15 protein-coding genes are annotated in these 19,211 nt (G+C 44.0%); 4 read left to right on the top strand and 11 right to left on the bottom strand.

Annotated elements, in window-relative coordinates:
• Window positions 1-36: 36 nt before the first annotated feature.
• The 11 genes from BW980_RS22945 to BW980_RS14870 all read right to left on the bottom strand — a co-directional run bounded on the left by BW980_RS22945 (window position 37) and on the right by BW980_RS14870 (window position 16,890).
• Window positions 37-2,352, bottom strand: coding sequence for a TonB-dependent receptor (locus BW980_RS22945; protein WP_076455982.1), 2,316 nt, complete (start codon window positions 2,350-2,352; stop codon window positions 37-39).
• A gap of 107 nt (window positions 2,353-2,459) precedes the next feature.
• Window positions 2,460-2,834 (bottom strand): hypothetical protein, encoded by a 375-nt coding sequence (locus BW980_RS14915; protein ID WP_076455981.1) that lies wholly within the window; start codon window positions 2,832-2,834, stop codon window positions 2,460-2,462.
• Window positions 2,835-2,936: 102 nt separating this feature from the next.
• Window positions 2,937-4,334, bottom strand: coding sequence for a sulfatase family protein (locus BW980_RS14910; protein WP_076455980.1), 1,398 nt, complete (start codon window positions 4,332-4,334; stop codon window positions 2,937-2,939).
• Between the two features lie 64 nt (window positions 4,335-4,398).
• The gene (locus BW980_RS14905) at window positions 4,399-5,181 is read right to left on the bottom strand and encodes a glucose-6-phosphate isomerase family protein (RefSeq protein ID WP_076455979.1); all 783 of its coding nucleotides are present in this window, start codon (window positions 5,179-5,181) and stop codon (window positions 4,399-4,401) included.
• 2 nt (window positions 5,182-5,183) lie between these two features.
• Window positions 5,184-6,938, bottom strand: coding sequence for a class I mannose-6-phosphate isomerase (locus tag BW980_RS14900; protein ID WP_076455978.1), 1,755 nt, complete (start codon window positions 6,936-6,938; stop codon window positions 5,184-5,186).
• Window positions 6,925-8,418, bottom strand: coding sequence for a sugar porter family MFS transporter (locus BW980_RS14895; RefSeq protein WP_245800063.1), 1,494 nt, complete (start codon window positions 8,416-8,418; stop codon window positions 6,925-6,927). The genes BW980_RS14900 and BW980_RS14895 overlap by 14 nt, the downstream gene beginning before the upstream one ends.
• The gene (locus tag BW980_RS14890) at window positions 8,411-9,373 is read right to left on the bottom strand and encodes an ROK family protein (protein ID WP_076455977.1); all 963 of its coding nucleotides are present in this window, start codon (window positions 9,371-9,373) and stop codon (window positions 8,411-8,413) included. Before BW980_RS14890 ends, BW980_RS14895 begins: the two co-directional genes overlap by 8 nt.
• 226 nt (window positions 9,374-9,599) lie before the next feature.
• The gene (locus BW980_RS14885; RefSeq protein ID WP_217694809.1) at window positions 9,600-10,982 is read right to left on the bottom strand and encodes a right-handed parallel beta-helix repeat-containing protein; all 1,383 of its coding nucleotides are present in this window, start codon (window positions 10,980-10,982) and stop codon (window positions 9,600-9,602) included.
• A 96-nt stretch (window positions 10,983-11,078) separates the two neighbouring features.
• The gene (locus BW980_RS14880) at window positions 11,079-12,548 is read right to left on the bottom strand and encodes a RagB/SusD family nutrient uptake outer membrane protein (RefSeq protein ID WP_076455976.1); all 1,470 of its coding nucleotides are present in this window, start codon (window positions 12,546-12,548) and stop codon (window positions 11,079-11,081) included.
• 11 nt (window positions 12,549-12,559) lie between these two features.
• Window positions 12,560-15,637, bottom strand: coding sequence for a SusC/RagA family TonB-linked outer membrane protein (locus BW980_RS14875; RefSeq protein WP_076455975.1), 3,078 nt, complete (start codon window positions 15,635-15,637; stop codon window positions 12,560-12,562).
• A 242-nt stretch (window positions 15,638-15,879) separates the two neighbouring features.
• Window positions 15,880-16,890 (bottom strand): DNA-binding transcriptional regulator, encoded by a 1,011-nt coding sequence (locus BW980_RS14870; protein WP_139327695.1) that lies wholly within the window; start codon window positions 16,888-16,890, stop codon window positions 15,880-15,882.
• A gap of 527 nt (window positions 16,891-17,417) precedes the next feature.
• Between BW980_RS14870 and BW980_RS14865 the strand changes: the two genes are divergently transcribed.
• From BW980_RS14865 to BW980_RS14850, 4 genes are all read left to right on the top strand, one after another.
• Window positions 17,418-18,008, top strand: a complete 591-nt coding sequence (locus tag BW980_RS14865) for a TetR/AcrR family transcriptional regulator (protein WP_076455973.1) — start codon at window positions 17,418-17,420, stop codon at window positions 18,006-18,008.
• Between the two features lie 68 nt (window positions 18,009-18,076).
• Complete coding sequence (locus BW980_RS14860) at window positions 18,077-18,535, top strand: hypothetical protein (protein WP_076455972.1); 459 nt, start codon at window positions 18,077-18,079, stop codon at window positions 18,533-18,535.
• A 2-nt stretch (window positions 18,536-18,537) separates the two neighbouring features.
• Entirely contained in the window at window positions 18,538-18,840 is a 303-nt protein-coding gene (locus tag BW980_RS14855; RefSeq protein ID WP_076455971.1) for a DUF3817 domain-containing protein, read from the top strand.
• Between the two features lie 91 nt (window positions 18,841-18,931).
• Window positions 18,932-19,141, top strand: coding sequence for a hypothetical protein (locus BW980_RS14850; RefSeq protein WP_076455970.1), 210 nt, complete (start codon window positions 18,932-18,934; stop codon window positions 19,139-19,141).
• The last annotated feature ends 70 nt before the right edge of the window (window positions 19,142-19,211 follow it).

Raw genomic sequence — 19,211 nt, 5'->3', positions numbered from 1 at the left:
CCGCCCGACCCTTAAGGCCCGGCGGAACAAGATTGGTTAAAATAAATATCTGACACCCCCGTGAAAGGCCAACGGATTTCCGATAGAATAGCTATTTTCTCCACTGAAACTACTATAAGAAGCCCTAGCGGCATAAAGCTCATCGAAGATATTCAAGGCATGGGCCCATAGCTCGATATGCTTTAAACGATATACCGCGCGAAGATTAAAAATGTTGTGGCCTTTGTAGGTAGAAGTTCCAAAGGTACCGTCCCCCATATCAATCTGCCCCTCAAAACTGGTATTGTACTCCCCTACCAATTCGTGCTCTGCGGTAATGCTCAAATTCTCCAAAGGGCGATAGGTAATACGGCTAAGCCCCAAAAGTCGTGGTGCGCTTTCCCTATCGGTATTCGAATAGTCGATGCCCCCATCGAAAAAGCTAATATACCGGTGCCTTGCATAACTCCCGTTATGGGTCAACGACAGTTTTGGCGAGGGCGTATAGGTAACACCGTACTCTATGCCGTATGACCGGGTCTTACCCGCGTTGGTATTGACGAATACATCATCATCGTCCCTAAGGGTAATCAAGGTATTTTTTCCGTCGATCATATAAAGGGCCCCATCGAGCTTTATTTTTTGCGCGATGTTGAAATAGCCTCCCAGTTCATAATTGTTGTAAATACTAGGTTTTATGTCCACCAATTCGTTACGGTTACGGTAAAGGGTAGAAACCTGCGGGGGCGTAAAGCCTTGGGAATAATTGGTATATATTCCGGATAGGGCGTTAAAATTATAGTTGAACCCAAGTTTTGGGGTCAGGTTGCCATAGGTATCCGTCGACCTTTGGTCACCTAAGCCCTCCATACGGTTTCTATAAGTATATTGAAAACGGTCGAAACGTACGGCAGCGGTCATCTTCAATTTCTCGATAACGGACACCTCATATTGGGCAAAACCGGCGTAGTTAAGAATATCGGCATTGTAATTGAGAATATAGCTACCACTTTGAAGGCTAAAATCAATATTTCTTCCTGTTTCGGGATCCACCACCACCCTTGTATTCTCGGCAATATAATCTTGAGGGGAAAAGTCGACCGTACCGCCGAATACCAATTGGGAGTCTTTAAAGTTAAAGTCCAATTTATGCTGTACCAGTCCCATATAACTGTTATAGCGATTGCTATTTAGCTCGCCGGAGCCTTCGCCGGTCAATTGTCCCCCTTCCCTGAACTGCTTAATCCGGTATGATGGGTTTTGTTCCATCTGGTTCTTTCTAAAGACCAGGTTAAAAGAGGTCTTGTTGCGGTCGTTCCATTGGGTTTCCAAGGTACTGCGAACGCGAAAGGCAAGAGCCTCTCGCTCCGTAAAGGTCTGATCGCTTTCAAAATTACCTCCGGAATAATCGGCCTCACTCAATGAGCCGGTCATATCGGAACGGTAATCGACCAAGTCGATAACATTTGTCCATTCCGACCTATCGGACAAGTCATAGACCGTTTTAAAGCTAAGGGCGAATTTTTCGTAATCGCTATATTCAATGGGGCCGTTTTCGCGTTGGACAAAATGTGTGCCCAAGTACAGGCCTAAACGGTCACTCGGCGAGTCTGAAATCTCCAATTCGTAGCGCGAAAGCCCTAGGTCATTACGCTGTAGGCCTACGCTACCGGTAAGGTCTTCGGTGGGTCTTTTGGTTATAAAGTTAAAACTACCACCTATGGCCTCACTACCATATATGCTCGATGCCGGCCCCTTGAGCACCTCAACACGCCCATAGGATATATCGTTCATTTCCAACAAGGCATTGTGGTTAAAAACAGAGGTGGGACGTATCTGCAGCCCATCCTCCAAATACAAAAAGAGGGCCTTGGTAGACAAGGGCGACCTTACGGCCATCATATGCTGTTCATTACTCGCTACGCGGGAGGTCATCATAAAGACCCCCGACACTTGGTTGACCACCTGATCGATACCAAAGGCCTTGGTCTCCGCTAGGTCCTTGCTATCGATAACCGAAATCGCAGCAGGTACCTCAGAGCGTTTTTGGCTTTCCCTATTTCCGGTTACGACCACCTCGTTCAAGTTGGTGGTGTTTTCCCGGAGAAGGGTTTTGTTAAAACCTTCCTTCAAGGTTTTTTGGGTCGTTAAAAAGCCCACATAACTAATGGACACCTTAGGGTCGTCCAAGACAATTTCGTAAATGCCTTCGGCATCCGTCATGGCCCCTATTGTTGTATCGGAAAGCGATACTATGGTCGCTCCCACAAGGGGCATCTGGTTTTGGTCGGTAACCTGCCCCCGATAAACGGTTTGGGCATTCCCCGACAGCCCCGCCAATGTAATGACGAGGACAAAAAGTATATTTTTCATCTATAGTATTGTTAAGGGTTCGGCACGGCCATATGCTGCAAAAGAACATACAAAGGCCTTTTCACGATGAAAATCGCAAATGCCAAGATTAGTTTCAAAAGCTATTTCTAGATGGTGAAGGTAGGGGGGTGAAAATTGGAGAAACTATACAGATAACAGTAATTGTCCGTTCGGAACAGAGGGGTCACGGAACGGTCTTCAAATATCGTTTTTAAGGGAACAACTACAATGTTTACAAAACCGATAGGATATTCACCTAGATTGATCTGCGGCAGGTTTTCTTGTTTTTCGCTTTCCTGTGCCTTGATCATCTGCATCAGGTAACACTTTCCGTTACAATCCAATTCAGGTTTATCGGTGTTGATACAAAGGAATTCGGCGATATAATCTTGATTGACAACAAATTCAAGAATAGGAAAGACCGGTCGCACCATAGCAACAAGGTAGAGCAGGGTCAAAAAAAGTGGGGCCAGACGCATCATTCTCTTTTCAAAGGCCCAAAAATAGCTAAATAAGCTATTCAGAAAAAAGGTTTATTATCATTAGTTTTCAGAAATCGGAGGTGATTGGGCTATGCTATGTTATTACTCTTTATCCCTTTTCATTAGAACCAATGTGGGTAGATATGCATCTTCCCCTACCACACCAGGCCTTGGAACCAAAGTGCGTGACCCCTTTACAATACCGACCTCTCGCCTATTTGCACTTACTTCAACCCCAAAATCCCTTAACATCCTTTGAAGTTTTTCAACTATTTTCGGATTTTCATCCGCAACATTTAACGACTCCGCCAAATCCTCCTTTAGATTATACAATTCCCCATTCGTCAACAACTTCCAGTCACCCGACCTGACTGCTGACAAATTTCCCTTTTGTTGATAAAAGAACCGGTCATGGGGTGTTTTTTCGCCTACCCTTCCTGCTAGAAGAGGCCATATGTCTTTTCCGTCAATAACCCGGTCATTGGGCAGGTCTATTTTCGCCAACCCTGCAAACGTGGGCAACAGGTCGATGGTACCCATTAATTCGTCGCATTCGCTTTCCGAAGGTATACGGCCCGGCCACCAGGCAATGGTAGGCACCCTATGTCCCCCTTCGTAAACCGAAGCCTTTCTTCCCCTTAAAGGCCCTGCAGAAAGGCCTCCAGCCGGCCCGTTATCACTGGTAAAAATTACCAGGGTATTTTTATCCAACTTCAAATCTTTCAGTGTTTCTAAAATTTGGCCAACGTTCCAATCTATTTCTTCTATTTGTCCTTCCTCGGCAGTTTTAGCGTTCGCCATAAATTCGGGGCTAGCCATTCGCGGTGCATGCACAAAGGCTTGGGGTATGTAACAAAAGAATGGTTTTTCCTTATTTCTCTTTATGAAGCTAATGGCTTCTTCGGTAAATCGGCTACAAAGTTTGGCCTGTCCTGCCATATCCTCAACCAGGTATTCAATCGTATTTCCTCTCATTACAGGCAAATCAGGAAATTTCCAATTCTTATTCCCTATCCACATATCGCTGGAATAAGGTATTCCGTAGAATTCGTCGAAACCTTGGTCCAAGGGCAAAAACCCCGGTTGATCACCCAAATGCCATTTCCCAAAGCATCCGGTGACATAATTTTTTGTTTTGAGCAGCTCAGCAATCGTAATCTCCTTGGGATTTAAGCCATGCGGGTCACCAGGAAAGAGCACAATATGGTCAGAGCCCCGGTTTAGACCAACACGCTGAGGATAACACCCGGTCATCAAAGAGGCCCGTGAAGGAGTACAAACGGGCGAAGCCACGTAAAAGCTTGTAAGTTTCATTCCCTCCTTGGCCATTTTTACAAGGTTTGGCGTATAGTTCGTAGTCGAACCAAAAGGCGTTATATCGCCATACCCCATATCATCGATAAAAATGACCACTATATTAGGAACTTTTCGGTCTTGTGATCGGGCAAAAAAAGTTACAAACGATACCACGAAGGCCAAAATTAACTTAGAATAATTCATATTTATTTGCTTCTAATTGGATTATCTAATTATCATTATTCTCCCAGACTATTACCAAGCGGTGTCAGGGCAAAAAGAGATTCCAAAGTCCCTTTACCTTATCCGGTCTGGACACAAAATCGAATGTTTTCGGACAGTTTTCAAACTGGGAGTAAATAGGAGTATTTTGTATCAGGCCGAAGTCCGCATATTTTTCAGGTATTTTCTCTATCAGTTTTTGCCTTTTATACCGGGCATTATACTGCCAATCCAACTTACCCGACTTCAATATGGGGTACCATGCCAAGCCCTGATGCTCCCGTACTTGGTCATATTCAAAACCATAATCGCGGTCGCACCAAGCACCAAAGGACAAGGCCTCATTAGGATCGGCACTGATAGTGGCATGCGCCCAGCCAGGGGGAACGATTACGACCTCCCCTGCCATGGCGTGTACGGCATAACACCTTCCAGGATTATCATTTGCCGTTTCCTGCATATAGATAACCGCCTTGCCCGACCAGATTTCATAAATTTCGGGAGTAGACCACCCTTGGGCGAAGGTCGATCGTCGATGTATATGCCCTTGACTTCTTATGGGCTCATCACCCAAGTTACCTGCGGCATAGATTACGGCCCCGTACAATAAATGTCTTTTTTGCAATAATTCCCGATGTTCATTCTTTCCGACGTCCATGGCAATGGCATAAACAATTTCAGGACCGTGGCACTTGGGATCCCTCAGACTGGGGCGTATACTGTTCAACGAACGGTGCTCTACCTTAGGTCCGAAACAGTTCTTGCCATATTCAAACCCTAAAGGGTCAAAATGGGGTACGATGTCAAAGCCTGGGTCTAGTTTTTTCATTATCAACTTCTTACATATGCCTTAAGCGTGGCGACCTCTAAACCTTCGCTTTCGCCATACGGGCGAATCGTGTATTCTTCCACTGAGGCCGGCACTATAAAAGTTTCCGCATAGTGTACCGCAAATGGTTCGAACAAATGATCAGGACTCTCCACTAAGACTTCCCGACCTTCAACCAAACTCAGTACATTTACCGTTCCTCCGGTATTATGCTTCACTTTAGCAGAGAACCAATGTCTCCTAGTTTCTATAAACTGTGATTTGTGTAAGCCTGTTCGTTCTTCGCGCCACCCTTCCCCTTCTTCGATCGGTTCCACTTGATCTATTAAATTTCCCTTTACCCATTGGGTTGCTCGGTTCCATTCAATATTTTTCTCACCATGAGCCAGGTTTATCGGTCTTGGCTTTCCGTCCATTCCCAAACGGCCCCAATCCCATAGTTTAAAAGTAAAAATATACGGTGTAGCACTAATTTCCAGCACCATAGAGTTCTTACCGGAACAATGTACCGTTCCGGCCGGAATGGAAATATGATCGTGCTTTTTTACCGGAAAGGTAGCCACATATTTTTCTGCATCGAAGGTTTGGTTTTCTTCTTGGGCCCTTTTAAGGTCACCGATAAGTTCTTGGGGATCAACCCCTTCCTTTACTCCTAGATAAACAAGGGCATTCTCGCCCACATCGAGCATATAATAGCTCTCGTCTTGGGTATAGTCCATATTAAAATGCTCCTTGATATAGGAAGTTGAAGGATGTACCTGAAAGCTTAGGTTACCACCTTGCATGGTATCTAAAAGGTCAAACCGAATGGGAAACTCTGTGCCAAAACGTTCATAGACCTTCTTCCCCAAGACCTTTTCAGGAGCATAGAGTACAAGGTTAATAGAAGGCATTTCTATGAGGGTATCGTTTATTTTCAGCAAAAGGCTGTTCTCTTCAGGAACACAATTGAAACACCAAGCATAGTTAGGTTTATCCTTATCCAAATCAAACACTTCCTTCATCCACTGACCTCCCCAGGGACCGGGATCAAAAAAAGGTACGACACTAAACGGCCTCTTAAGGGCGGCTTCCATTCCTTTGATCATGGTTTCCCCGGAAACCATTTTAGGCAGGTTCTTGGTATGGGTATCCAATACGAAATCGATTTTACCGAATAGATCGGCTTTAAGGGAATCACAGATGCGCCAATCGACAAAATATCCTTGCTTGTATAGGCGCATAAAATCCGTTTCACGATTGGCCAAGCCGATATTATCGACCTCTTTTCGCCTCATACGGGTTTGAATCTCCCAACGGGCCATATCTGCGTAAACGAGGCCATCATGGTTTTCTACCAACAAGAAAGCCCCAATACCTATCACCAAGACCGTTCCATTGGAAATTCGATCAATGGCCCTCCTTAATTTTTCGGTCTTGCCCCTATCGAAGTAACTATGCAGCCCGAGTTCTGTAATTCTCCCGAATATGCGGTCATCGGTAACATCGGCAAATACCATTTTTGAGATTTCGGCTTCGGTTTTAAAGGCTTCGGAAGATCTTATGATCCTTACGGGACCGAGATGTTTCTCGAGACCGTTCAATATTTCCTGCTCATCTACACCATGGTAACACTCCACCGCCAACACCTTTTTCTTACGGGGGACCTTATCAAGTACCGATTGTATTTCAGGGCCTATTTGCTCCCAACCGACATAGCAGTTTTGGTTTCCTGTTATAGGTACGAAAGGAGTCTTGTTAAAATTACTTTTCGTCATTTAAATTCAGTTTTTTCTCCATATCCTCTAAACTTATACCCTTTGTTTCGGGCATTACAAACACTACCCAAAGCAATTGCAATAGCATTGACACCCAATAGAATGTAAATATCTTTCCGCCCGATTCTTCGGCGAACATGGGAAAGGTCCACGAAATCAAGGCGGCCATAATCCACAAGGTGGAACTCGCCAACGAAACTCCCTTGCCCCTTACCTTGTTCGGAAATATTTCACTTATGAACACCCAAATAACCGTTCCTTGTCCGAAAGCATGTGCCGCGACAAACAGGAACAAGCTCCACATAATAATACTGCCCCCCGTAGCGGCCGATGCCATAGCCGATGCCATAGCCGATGCCAAATCGGAGCCATCGCGCAGGCCCTGTTGCAGCGCATGGACCAATCGAAATTCAGAATCATAGCTATAGAATGTCAAAGCGATGAGCCCAAGACTGACCAAATATCCTATAGACCCCAACAACATTAGTTTTTTACGGCCAAAGCGGTCAATAATGGAAATGGCAAACATTGTCACCACCAAATTGACCAGACCTACCCCAACGGACCCCAATAGGGCGGCACTTTCGCCAAAACCGGACATTCCAAAAATCCTTGGCGCGAAATACATAACCGCATTTATTCCCGACAGTTGGTTAAAGGCCGCTATTGATATGGCCAGGAAAAGCGGTTTATAATACCTTCGTTTAAAAATCGTCTCCCCTTTGTTCCGCTCGTCGGTTTTTAAAGTATTTTGAATTTCGGCCACTTCATCTTCAATACTACCGGAATCGGTCCCTACTTGCGACAATACTTTTTTGGCCTCGTCTACATATCCTTTTACCAACAACCATCTCGGACTGCGAGGTATGGTGAACAAAAACGAAAAGAACAAAAGGGCCGGAAGAGCCTCTACGCCGAACATCCAGCGCCAGGTAACCGCCCCTAGTTCAAATCCGGCTATAAGATAATTGGAAACAAAGGCCAGCAGAATGCCCAAAACGATATTGAATTGGGTTATGGCCACCAAGCGCCCCCGAAACTTTGCCGGTGATATTTCCGCAATGTACATGGGTGAGATGACCGATGCGCCTCCGACACCAACACCCCCGACGAACCTAAAAAGAACAAAGGAGGACAAGTCATAGGCCAGCGCACTACCGATAGCCGATATAAAATATAAAACCCCGATGATAATCAGCAGTTTCCGCCGTCCATAGGTATCTGCCAATTTCCCGAAGCGCATCGCCCCGACAATGGTCCCTATTAAGGCCGAGGCTATGGCCAAGCCGTGCCAAAAGTTTACGGTACCAAATACCTGGCTAAGCTTTTGGTACTCTCCATCGAACAACAGCCTGAGCGACTGTTCGGTACCTGATATTACAGCGGTATCAAAACCAAACAACAATCCGCCCAAGGCAGCGACCAAAGTGCATTTTACAAGATATTTCCGCATTCTAGGCTGGAGGATAGTTTCATTCATATTTATCAGAGATAGTGACCAAAGAATAACACCCTAACAATGCTGCCGTATCAAAATGTTGGGCCTTGCATATTTCAGGATACTCCCCAATCGTCCATAATTGTTTTTTAATATAAGCGTCCAATCTCGGAATGATGTAATCACCTGCTTTTATGACCGAACCGGCCATAATAATTTTTTGGGGATTGTAGGCGTAGATAAGGTTTACCAAAGAGGCTCCCCAATACATGATGCTTCGCTCTAAAATTTTAGTGGCGACACTATCGTTTAGGGCGTGGTCTTCAAACAATGCCGCATAATCTATTTTTTCCCTTTTCGCCAATAGACTGGTATGGAATCCCTCGGTTTTTCTGGCGATTCCCGGCAGTGCCCATGTACCGGTTTCACTTTCGACACAACCATTACCTGGGCAAATGCATTTGCTTCCCATAGGATTGACTACCATATGACCCGCTAAAATTCCAGCCGTAAAATTTCGCCCCTTTAGCGGTTGGCCACCGAGCACGACCGAGCTTCCGTACCCAGTTCCTAAAATTACATAGACCAAGTCTTGCACTCCCTTTCCGGCACCATAGTTCCACTCTCCCATACAGCCAAGGTTTCCATCAACTTCCAGTCTAATTTGCAAGCCGAATTTTTCCCTCGCCCATTGTTCAAAATCAATTTCGACCGCATCTTCATATTTATTATGGGCACAAGACAGTACCGTATTCTTTTTTGAATCAACCAACATTGGGAGCGCCATACCGAAACCGGCAAGATCAAGAAAACGCAACGAATTGTCCTCCACGAGCTGTTCCGCCATTTGTTCCATCAAAGGCATATAGGGCCTCAACCCCTTTATAGGCTCAGCCTTAATAGTTACAGAATCCATGACATGACCTTTTACCACTAAGGCCAAGGTAATATGAGACCCTCCAACATCGGCCGCTAAGACTACCGTTTCTTTAAGCATATTTTAATTTTTAAAAAACTATGGAATCGCCATTTGATTCACACAAGGAACTGAATGGATTTTTAGCGAAAAAGAAAAACACGAGTAGAAACCCGTGTTTCCCGAACTAACTAATTCAACTTAGCTGCCAAGATAGTCTTTGAACCATCAACGGCATCTATTTTAAAGGAAGCAGGTAGACCTATACCACTAAGCCTAGCCATCATATTTCTTGTTGTTTTATCTATCAATATTTATATTCATCGAAGCGTTCCGAATTTTTGGGATCGATGGGTCTATAATAGTTATTATTACTAGTACCGGTCTGGGCTACGGCATTCCCTCCTTTACCATGGGTAATGATATTATCGCTAATTACGCAATTTTTTGAATCGTTAAGCCGTACTACGGTCTGGGTCAAAATAGTATGCACTACATTGTTCGAAAAGAGCAGTTGATCTGCGTTATCAAATTGTATAAAAGAAAGACCATTGTTCTTTTCGTCAATAGTCTTGGTCCGTTTTCGGCTATCAAGATATTGGGAAATGGTGTTTCCCGTTATGGCCAGGTTACTGGATTTTTTTATGTGACAAAAAGCCCCATAAGCGGCGGCACCGGTCGATATCTTCCAATTGTACAAGGTGTTGCCGACTATCGTAGAGTTTTCAATATTATCGATTTCGAAACACTTGCTTACATAGGCAAAAGTATTGTTATGGAAGGAAGAGAAGCTAGGGTTTCCCAATACCATTGCCGTCTCAAGGTCGGCAAACAGATTATCCCCGACCATCATTCCTTGCCCGTTTTTATGAAGCCTTATGGCATAGGTCAACTGTCCGAACCAATTTTTATCGATATAGGTCACATCGCTCCCTGCTACATCAAGCCCGACATATAGATCTGTAAAATAACAGCCGGTCACCCTCAATAGCTCGCACTTCGCATGCCCTTTGCCCTGAGACGGACTTGGCAAGACAATGGCCCGCTGCCCCTCTGCCTCGACATCCTTGTACCGGTCTTTTGACGGGTACCAATGTAGCCCTCTAAAATTCGGCTCATCACCCCTGAAGCGGCTATAGCCATCAGCCGTATTTACCCCGGTGTTGTTGTAACCAACAAAGGTGAGGTTTTCTATTTCAACCTTTAAATTTCGATTATCCCATGGGGTTTCTCCGGATGGAAAAGCCTTGCTCCTTCCGGCATAATCAAATGTAATACAGTTGGGGCCCGTGTCTTTTCCAAACCTAAAAATACTCCCGCTTTCAATATTGGCGCCATGAATATCTATTCCCCCATGACCGTGCCCCATCATCTTGACACTTGCGATTTTCAGTTTTACCGGGCCGTTTAAATAATAGACCCCAGGTATGAACGAAAAGGTAGCGGACACATCCTTTATTGCCGAAATCTCATCAAAAATAGCTTGCAGGGCCTTTGAAACATCAACGGTTCCGGTATTGTTCAGGTGATAACTTCTCTTACCCGCATTCGTAATCACTTCTACCGTAGCCATTTTTGATTCGGAAACCCTTATATCCATAGGGTCTTGATATCCCTTTTGGGCACTGACCGTCGATAAAAACAAAATTAACAATGACGATAAAATTAGGGTTCTAGCTGGTTTTTTCATTTTTATGGTTTTTCAAGTATACAAAAGCAATACCTCAATTATTTCTTTAAAGTAACCAAAAAGGAAACATTCTTTCTTTATTTTCAAACAAGACCCTTAATTATCTGCATCGAGCAAAAGTGTTTCCCGGTTCGGATAGGGGTACAACAAGGATATATTTTGATAGGCATTGGTAGGAACATAACTTTTCAGCGCTTTTTCCTCCACGCCATGCGCCGTCATAGTTTCTTCCGCCTTATCCGTTCTTAAAAGGTCGAACCATCTGTGGTTTTCAAATGCAAGCTCGACCCTTCTTTCTTGGGCTACGGCTTCCCTAAAACTATCTTGGTCGGTTAATTCCGCAGATGTCAAATCAGCTAAACCTGCTCTTTGCCTGACCCGGTTCAATAGGTCGAACGCTTCTCCATCGGCCACATAGCCCTGTTCGTTTAGGGCTTCCGATAACATCAGAAGGACATCGGCATATCTGTAGATCGGCATATTGTCATCCATCCAAAACCGAAACGGCCCGGGGTTATTGAACTTTTTCACATAGGGTATATCCATTCCCGTTTGCGGGTTATTCCAGAATCCGATAGAAGCATCCTTTCTAAGGTCTTCGGCCTCGTAGGCCCCGATCATATCATTAGTGGGGGTATTGTGACCGGAATCGGAACCGTTTCCTGCGGCAAACCCAATGATTTCTTCACCCGCTCCCGAGTGCTGGGGTACAAAACGGTACATAAAATCACTGGCAAAATCTTCGGATCCCATGCCTACGGAATATTGGACTTCAAAAATAGATTCAGCACTGTTTTTATTGGCTGCATTCCAAAGTTCCCCATAGTCCGATAAAAGCGTATAGCCCGTAACGCCGTTTAAGGCGGTTATTGCTGCCTCAAAGTTCTTCAAGGTCATCTGCACCTCTCCTAAAAGGGTCAAGGCCGCACCTTTTGTAGCACGTCCAATGACATTACCGGTGTAGGAATCGGGAAGTAAGGCCGCCGCCTTGGTAGCATCGTCTACAATTACCGAATAAACCTCGGAGACACCGACCCTTTCCGCTGTAGCGAAGGCTTGCTCCGTATTATTTACGGGTTCTAAAACCAGCGGTATGTCACCAAAAACCCTGACCAAATGAAAGTAATACAGGGCTCGGAGAAAATAGGCCTGACCTTCCAATTGGTTTTTTATATCATCGTTCAACACCTCGGTCGTGGCTATATTCGAAAGCAATAAGTTCGCTCGCCCTATACCATCGTAAGACATTCTGAAAATTGTTGGGGGAAAAGTGTTTAATTCGGTAACCCGAAACTCATCGATTTCAAATTTCGAAACTCCGGAGCCATCCAAATTTTCATAAGAGGTATTGTCTGAACGCTGTTCGGCCAACAACCAAAAATTCCCGCCTTTGTACAAATCCCTAAGAGGCACATAGGTTCCGTTCAATGCCGCTACGAACTGTCCCTCATTTTTAAAGAAAGAAGTTGAGCCTAATGAGGTTTCGGGCGCCACATCCAAGAAATCTTCGCTACACCCCAACAAGAAACAAGTTAAGAGCATATATATATAATTACAATTTTTCATGATTACAGAATTTATAGTTTAAAATTTAACCCGATGGTAAAGATTTGTGGCAATGGGTATCCACCATAATTGATTCCTTGTTGCAAAGAGCTAGTCTCCCCAAATCCTGCGGTTTCAGGATGACCGTTCTTGTATTTGGTAAATACAAAGGGATTTTGTGCACTGAAGTAGAGTCGGAAACTCTTTAGGTATTCCGTGTTGAGCGTATACCCCAATGTAATATTCCTAATAGACACGTACGAAGCATCTTGCACAAAGAGCGAGCTGATATCTTGATTGGTAAAATCGTAAGGACTCGTTACCCTACCATAATTGGTATCGAAGGAAGCATTTGAAGGTCTGTACCGAGTGGCGACGTCTTTTTCCAGGTTCCAAAACCCGACAGATAATTGGGTGTGCCTTCTGTAAATATCCAATACTTCACCACCTTGTGACCCTGCCAATTGAAATGAGAAATCAAAATCACCATAGTTGAAGGTATTGGTCATGGCCCAATTATAATCCGCGTGCGGACTACCCACAACGGTGAAATCGGAAGAATTGATGGCACCGTCACCATTGACATCCTCAAATCTTGGCGTACCAATGGTGCTATTGGGCGCACTGGCCTCATCGAGCTGGGCCTGGTTTTCATAGAGCCCTAAAAAGTTATAGGCATAGAACAAGCCTAGAGGCTGCCCTGTCTTGGTAATGGTCTTATGGGGCCATCCTATGATAATTTCAGATTTATTGCCTAAGTCGAGCACTTCATTCTTATTGAACGAAATATTGAAATCTGAATTCCACCGTAATTTACCGGTTAAGATCCGTCCCGTAAGGGTAAGTTCCAAACCTTTGTTCCTCACCTTTCCGATATTTTCCTGGATACTGGAGAAGCCCGAGCTGGCAGGAATATCAATACCCTGCAGCATATCTTCGGTATCGATTACGTAGATTTCCGGACTTATAAAAAATCGTCCTTTTAGAAGCTCTAGGTCTATTCCCGCATTGAACTGTTTGGAGCTTTCCCAGCCCAGATCCACATTGGCCAAACTTGACTGTCGTTTCCCTGGGGCCAAAACGCCTCCAAACACATAGTCGTCGGTTATAACGGAAGAAATGGCGGTGTAGTTGCCTATTGCGTTGTTCCCCGTTAACCCGTAACTCGCCCTAAGCTTCAAGCCTGACACAAAACCGTCTTCGGGAAAGAAAGATTCTTCGGAAACCCGCCACCCCAAAGAAGCGGATGGAAACAGCCCCCAACGATTGTTTTCGCCAAATCTCGAAGAACCGTCCCTACGAATGGTAGCGCCGATCAAGTATCTTCCGTCAAAATTATAATTGAGCCTTCCAAAATAAGATACCAAGGTCCATTTATCAACAAGTTCCGAACTCTCTACGGTAGCTGCCGCATTGGGCGTAATAATATCATCGTTGAGCGGATAATTGCTTGCCAATATCGTTGACCTTTCAAATCGTTCCTGTTGGCTACTGAAGCCGGCCAATAGCTCTATATTGTGTTTATTGAAGGACTTTGTATAGCTTAATGTATTCTCATTAAGAAAATTGTTCAAGGTGTTCTTTTGAAATTGTCCACTAGGAATTGAGGGTGCCGGGTCTCTATAATTTCCGACAGCCGAAGGAAAGTACTGATCTCTGTTGGAATTATTGTGACTTACATTAAAGGTTGTTTTAAACCTCAGCCCTTCGAAAATTTCCGCATCCACATAAGCATTGATCAACAAGGATACCCCCTTGGTTTCATCCACAAGGTTTTTGAGTCGATTTACCGGATTGGCAAATTGAAAAGTACCGCCTACCCTATCACTGAATGGGCCTCCCACCTGAATATTGGGGTTGTAACTGCCATCAGGGTTATAAATTGGTCCGAAGGGTGGTGTTATAAACGTCTGGGTAATGATGGAATTACCATTATGCCCTTCCGTAGGGCGACTGTTCTGCTTGGTTAAAGTGGGTACTATATTTAACCCCACCTTTATTTTATCGGTTAAATCGGTCTCGAGGTTCGACCTAAAACTAAATCGTTCAAAATCGGTACCTAGAATAGTTCCTTCTTGATTGAAGTAACTTGCCGATATCACCGATCTAACTTTTTTCGTACCGTTGGTAATGGTTAGGTTATAGTTTTGCATAGGAGCCACACGCGTGATTTCCTTCAACCAGTTCACTCCTTCCCCGTTACTTGCCGGATTTCGGTAGATCGGATCTAAGGTATTGATATCGAAAGTGCTTAAATCGTTGCCTTCATCTACCCAAAAGTCTTGGGCTTTCTCGAGTTGAAATTGCGCGAACTCCGTTGCGTTCATCATTTGGGGAAAGAATTTCTGGGAAACCTGTTGCAGGCCTCCATAGGCCGTAAACTCTATGGACGATTTTCCGTTTTTCGCGCTCTTGGTCGTAATCAACACAACACCGTTAGCCCCCCTAGAACCGTAAATAGCGGTTGAAGAGGCATCCTTTAATACCGTAAGACTTTCGATATCATCGGGGTTAATGGTATTCAACGGATTAAAGCTTTTATCACTTCCCGCAACCAATGGAAAACCATCTACAATATACAAGGGGTCGTCACCTGCACCTATGGATCCCGCCCCCCTTATATTAACAACGGCGCCACTACCCGGGGCTCCGGAAATTTGCCTTACCTGAACACCAGCTACTTGTGCGCCCAACTTTTGGTCAATGGCCCCAAGTGACATATTCGCAAGCCGATCGACCTTGATGGTAGAAACGGCACCGGTTACATTGGCCTTTTTCTGCGTACCATAGCCCACAAGTACGACTTCATCAAGCGCCGAGGCACTTTCTTCAAGAGAAATATTAAAATGGGTCTGTACCCCAACTGCAATTTCTTGACTGGTAAAACCGATATAAGAAATTACCAGTACGGCATCTGAACTACTTACCTCCATAGAGAAGTTTCCGTCAAAATCGGCTTGGGTCCCGTTTGATGTTCCCTTTTCCAGAATATTTGCACCAGGCAAGGGCGCTCCATCCTCCGCAGAGGTAATCGAGCCCGATATTCCGCCCTGTGCAAAGAGGCACATAGGAGCTATGATGAATAGATATAAGAAAAGTTTTTGTTTCATAATTTGACGGTTTAGTTAAAGTTGGATTTATACATTTCTGCTATTTCATGAAAATGGCAATCTGAGTATTATAAGTTGGAAGTTTCGCAGAATACGCCCTTGTAGTGTTCGTTGTTGAGAACGACTAATAGTCACTAAGAGAATAGATGGATAGAGAACCACTTATAAAACGTGGTAAAGGAAAGGTATAAATCGAAAGAGTAATTGATAAAAAACGCATATAAAATGACAAAATGCGAATTTTACTTTTTGAATTTTTCACGATATTCGGAAGGAGTCATACCGGTCTCGTTCTTAAAGTAACGAGAAACACTTTCTTGATTGGAAAAATCCATTACGGCATAAATATCTTTGACCCTGATACTTTTGTCGTTCAATAATTTTTTAAAATGTGATATCCTGTACTTCTTGATTACATGAAGAACGGAAAGTCCTAGTTCCTTTTTGAACCGCATTTCCAACAACCTTCGAGAGAGGCTTGTCATTTTAACAACATCGGAAACCCTAATATTTTTTATAGGCGCATTTTCTATAATGAAGCGTACCGCCTTCTGAAGTTCAATATCCTTTACGGCTACGATATCGGTAGACTTGCGGGTAATAATACCTTCGGGAAGGGTTACAATGTTACCTGAACTCAATTGTTCCCCACGAATTAGACCGTGCATTGTTTTAGCTACCTCGAAACCCGCCCCTATAGCATTCATTCCAATACTAGAAATCTGTGGCTCGGCCAACTCGCAAATATGCACATCGTTATCGCAACCTAGCAATGCAATCTGTGAAGGACAGTGATACCCTGAAATTTCGATGGCCCTATTGGCAAGACTACTGAATTCGTCACAGGCGGCGAACAACGCCAAGGGCTTGGGCTGTACGGAGAGCCACTCGGCCAAAAGCTCGGGAATCTCGTACCAACTATTTTTTTTAATGAACTCAGGTGCCTTTTCATAAAACAGCCCCCTGCTTTTCACTTCTTTTTTAAAGGCCTTTTGCCTTTCATCAGACCAATGGTAATCACTGTTCCCTATAAAGGCAAAATTCTCAAAACCCAATGCCATAAAATAGTCCGCCGCCATTCTACCAATTTCACTATCATCACTATGAAAGCTGATTTCATTCTCAATAATCTTTTTATAGGGAGAAAGTATCACAGGAACTCCCAAAGTCTTAAACTGTTCCCAACCCGTAAACGTCCGTGTAATTACACCATCGGGAGACCACTTGATAATATTCTCAATAATCCTGTCCATATCATGGCCATGAATATAGTCAGGTGGTAAGTGATAGGTTGACCAATGCCCTTTTTGCCGACTAAAATCAATTATCCCCTTTAATACGTCACGATCATACCTTCGGGCCGAATCAAGTAATATGGCAATTCTATTTGGTTTGGTTTTGATCAACGGAAATGGATCCTAATAAATTATTGTACGACTTGATGTGTAAGCTTGGGCGCATAAAGCGTATTTACAAGCCCACACCTTAACTGCGGTAAAATACGTTATATTTTATCTATAACTTACCCCCGCCCCCGTTATTTTTTCCCTTGCGCCCACCAAAAGCTCCTATCAAAGGGGCTTAACTTTGCCTTTCTTAAACCAATCCGAAGGAAGAAAAGAACGGAAAGCGGCAAAACACAGGGGCCAAATCATCTCGCCCCTCCAATACCTACCTCAAAGAGAAGCTGAAACCAAAAACATGCCTCAGGTAGTACAAGATCTTCCCCTCCCTATGTTTTTTTTGATTACTTTGCGCACCATACTAATTAGTATCTTTTATGACAAAGGCATCGAATACCCGACATACCATTCTTCAAAAAGCATTTGACCTGATCTACAAAAAGGGCTACCAAACGACGAGCATTGATGAAATTATAGCCACTACAGAAGTTACCAAAGGGGCTTTTTACTACCATTTCAAAACAAAAGACGAAATGGGAATTGCCATTATCAACGAAATTGTCAAACCGACAATGCAAGATGCCTTTATCTTTCCCTTACAAAACGCTTCAAGTCCCCTTGAGGAGATATACCGAATGACGGAATCCCTGCTGTTCGATACCCCCTTCCTAAAGCTCGAATACGGATGCCCCGCAAGCAACCTCACCCAAGAAATGACACCTTGGAACGAGGCCTTTGCCCAAGCCTTGAACGAATTGATCCTAGAGTGGCAGACTACCATAGAAAAGGCCATTCAAAAGGAAATCGAAAATGGCACGGTACGCAGTGATATCAACCCCAAACAAGTGGCCTATTTTGTGATGTCGAGCTATTGGGGCATTAGAAATTTCGGCAAGGCCTATAACGACACCGATTGCTATCACGCTTATTTAAAGGAACTTAAACAGTATTTAGACCAGCTAAAATAAAAATTGCCTTTAAAACATACTAACTAGTATGTTTTTATATCTTTGCATCAGCATTTAATACTTTACTGATGTATCAAGCACTTACTTTTGGCCATTCGGTTGTACGTTGGCTCGTATTACTAAGCCTTCTGTATTCCATTTACCGGGCATACCGAGGTTATTTTCAAAATTTAAATTTTTCAAAGCACGACAACCGCGTCAGGCATTGGACCGCCACCCTGGCCCATATCCAACTTCTCATCGGCATCTTACTATACACCCAGAGTCCGATCGTCAGCTATTTTTGGAAGCATACCGATGAGGCCCTAGAACATATCGACACCACCTTTTTCGGACTCATACATATGGTTCTCATGCTCTTGGCCATTGTTTTACTCACCATCGGTTCGGCCCTGGCAAAACGAAAGCCTTCCGACCGAGAAAAATTCAAAACCCAACTGCTTTGGTTTTCAGTGGCCCTAACCATCATTTTTATAGCCATTCCCTGGCCCTTTTCACCGTTTGCCAACAGACCTTATTTCCGATAACTATGAAGAATCTATTGAAAACAAATATTGGCCGCCTCCGTATCATAGGCTTTCTAGAGGGTATTTCCCTATTGGTACTTGTATTTATTTCGGTACCCTTGAAGTATTACTTTGACTATCCGGAATTGACCAAAACACTCGGCCCGATCCATGGGGCCCTTTTTCTACTTTTCCTTTTTAACACCTTAAGCGTAGGGGTCGAGCAACATTGGAAATTCACAACGACTACCTGGAAAGTGCTATTGGCCTGTTTCATTCCTTTCGGCACCTTTTATATCGATAGAAGCATCTTAAGCAAACTCTAATACCAAGCTTTCCCTGAATTCGAGCCTTCCCTCTTCGGAATCACAAAACACGGCCCGATTTCAATGAAGCTGGATCATAACATCACAACCTATGATACACGTCTTTAAAACAAGCGTACGGACCAAGACCCAAATCAAAAATTTAAAACCCCACCTCGATCATTTACTGACGGAAAGCCATTGGAATTTTGACCTTGAGGACTGTGATAACATCTTACGGATAGAGAGCGACCATTGTTCGGAGCACAAGGTCATAGAACTCTTACAAAGGCAGAATTTCGATTGTGAAGAACTCGAATAAAAACAGAACGCCCCAACAGCTGCATAGGATCGCCCCCTTTTATCCACGATAATACTTGGCAAAAAAAAAG

The sequence above is a fragment of the Zobellia uliginosa genome, from assembly GCF_900156625.1.
GTDB lineage: Bacteria > Bacteroidota > Bacteroidia > Flavobacteriales > Flavobacteriaceae > Zobellia > Zobellia uliginosa.
The sequence above is the reverse complement of the archived record's forward strand: the minus strand, read 5'-3'. Positions and strand labels throughout refer to the sequence as shown.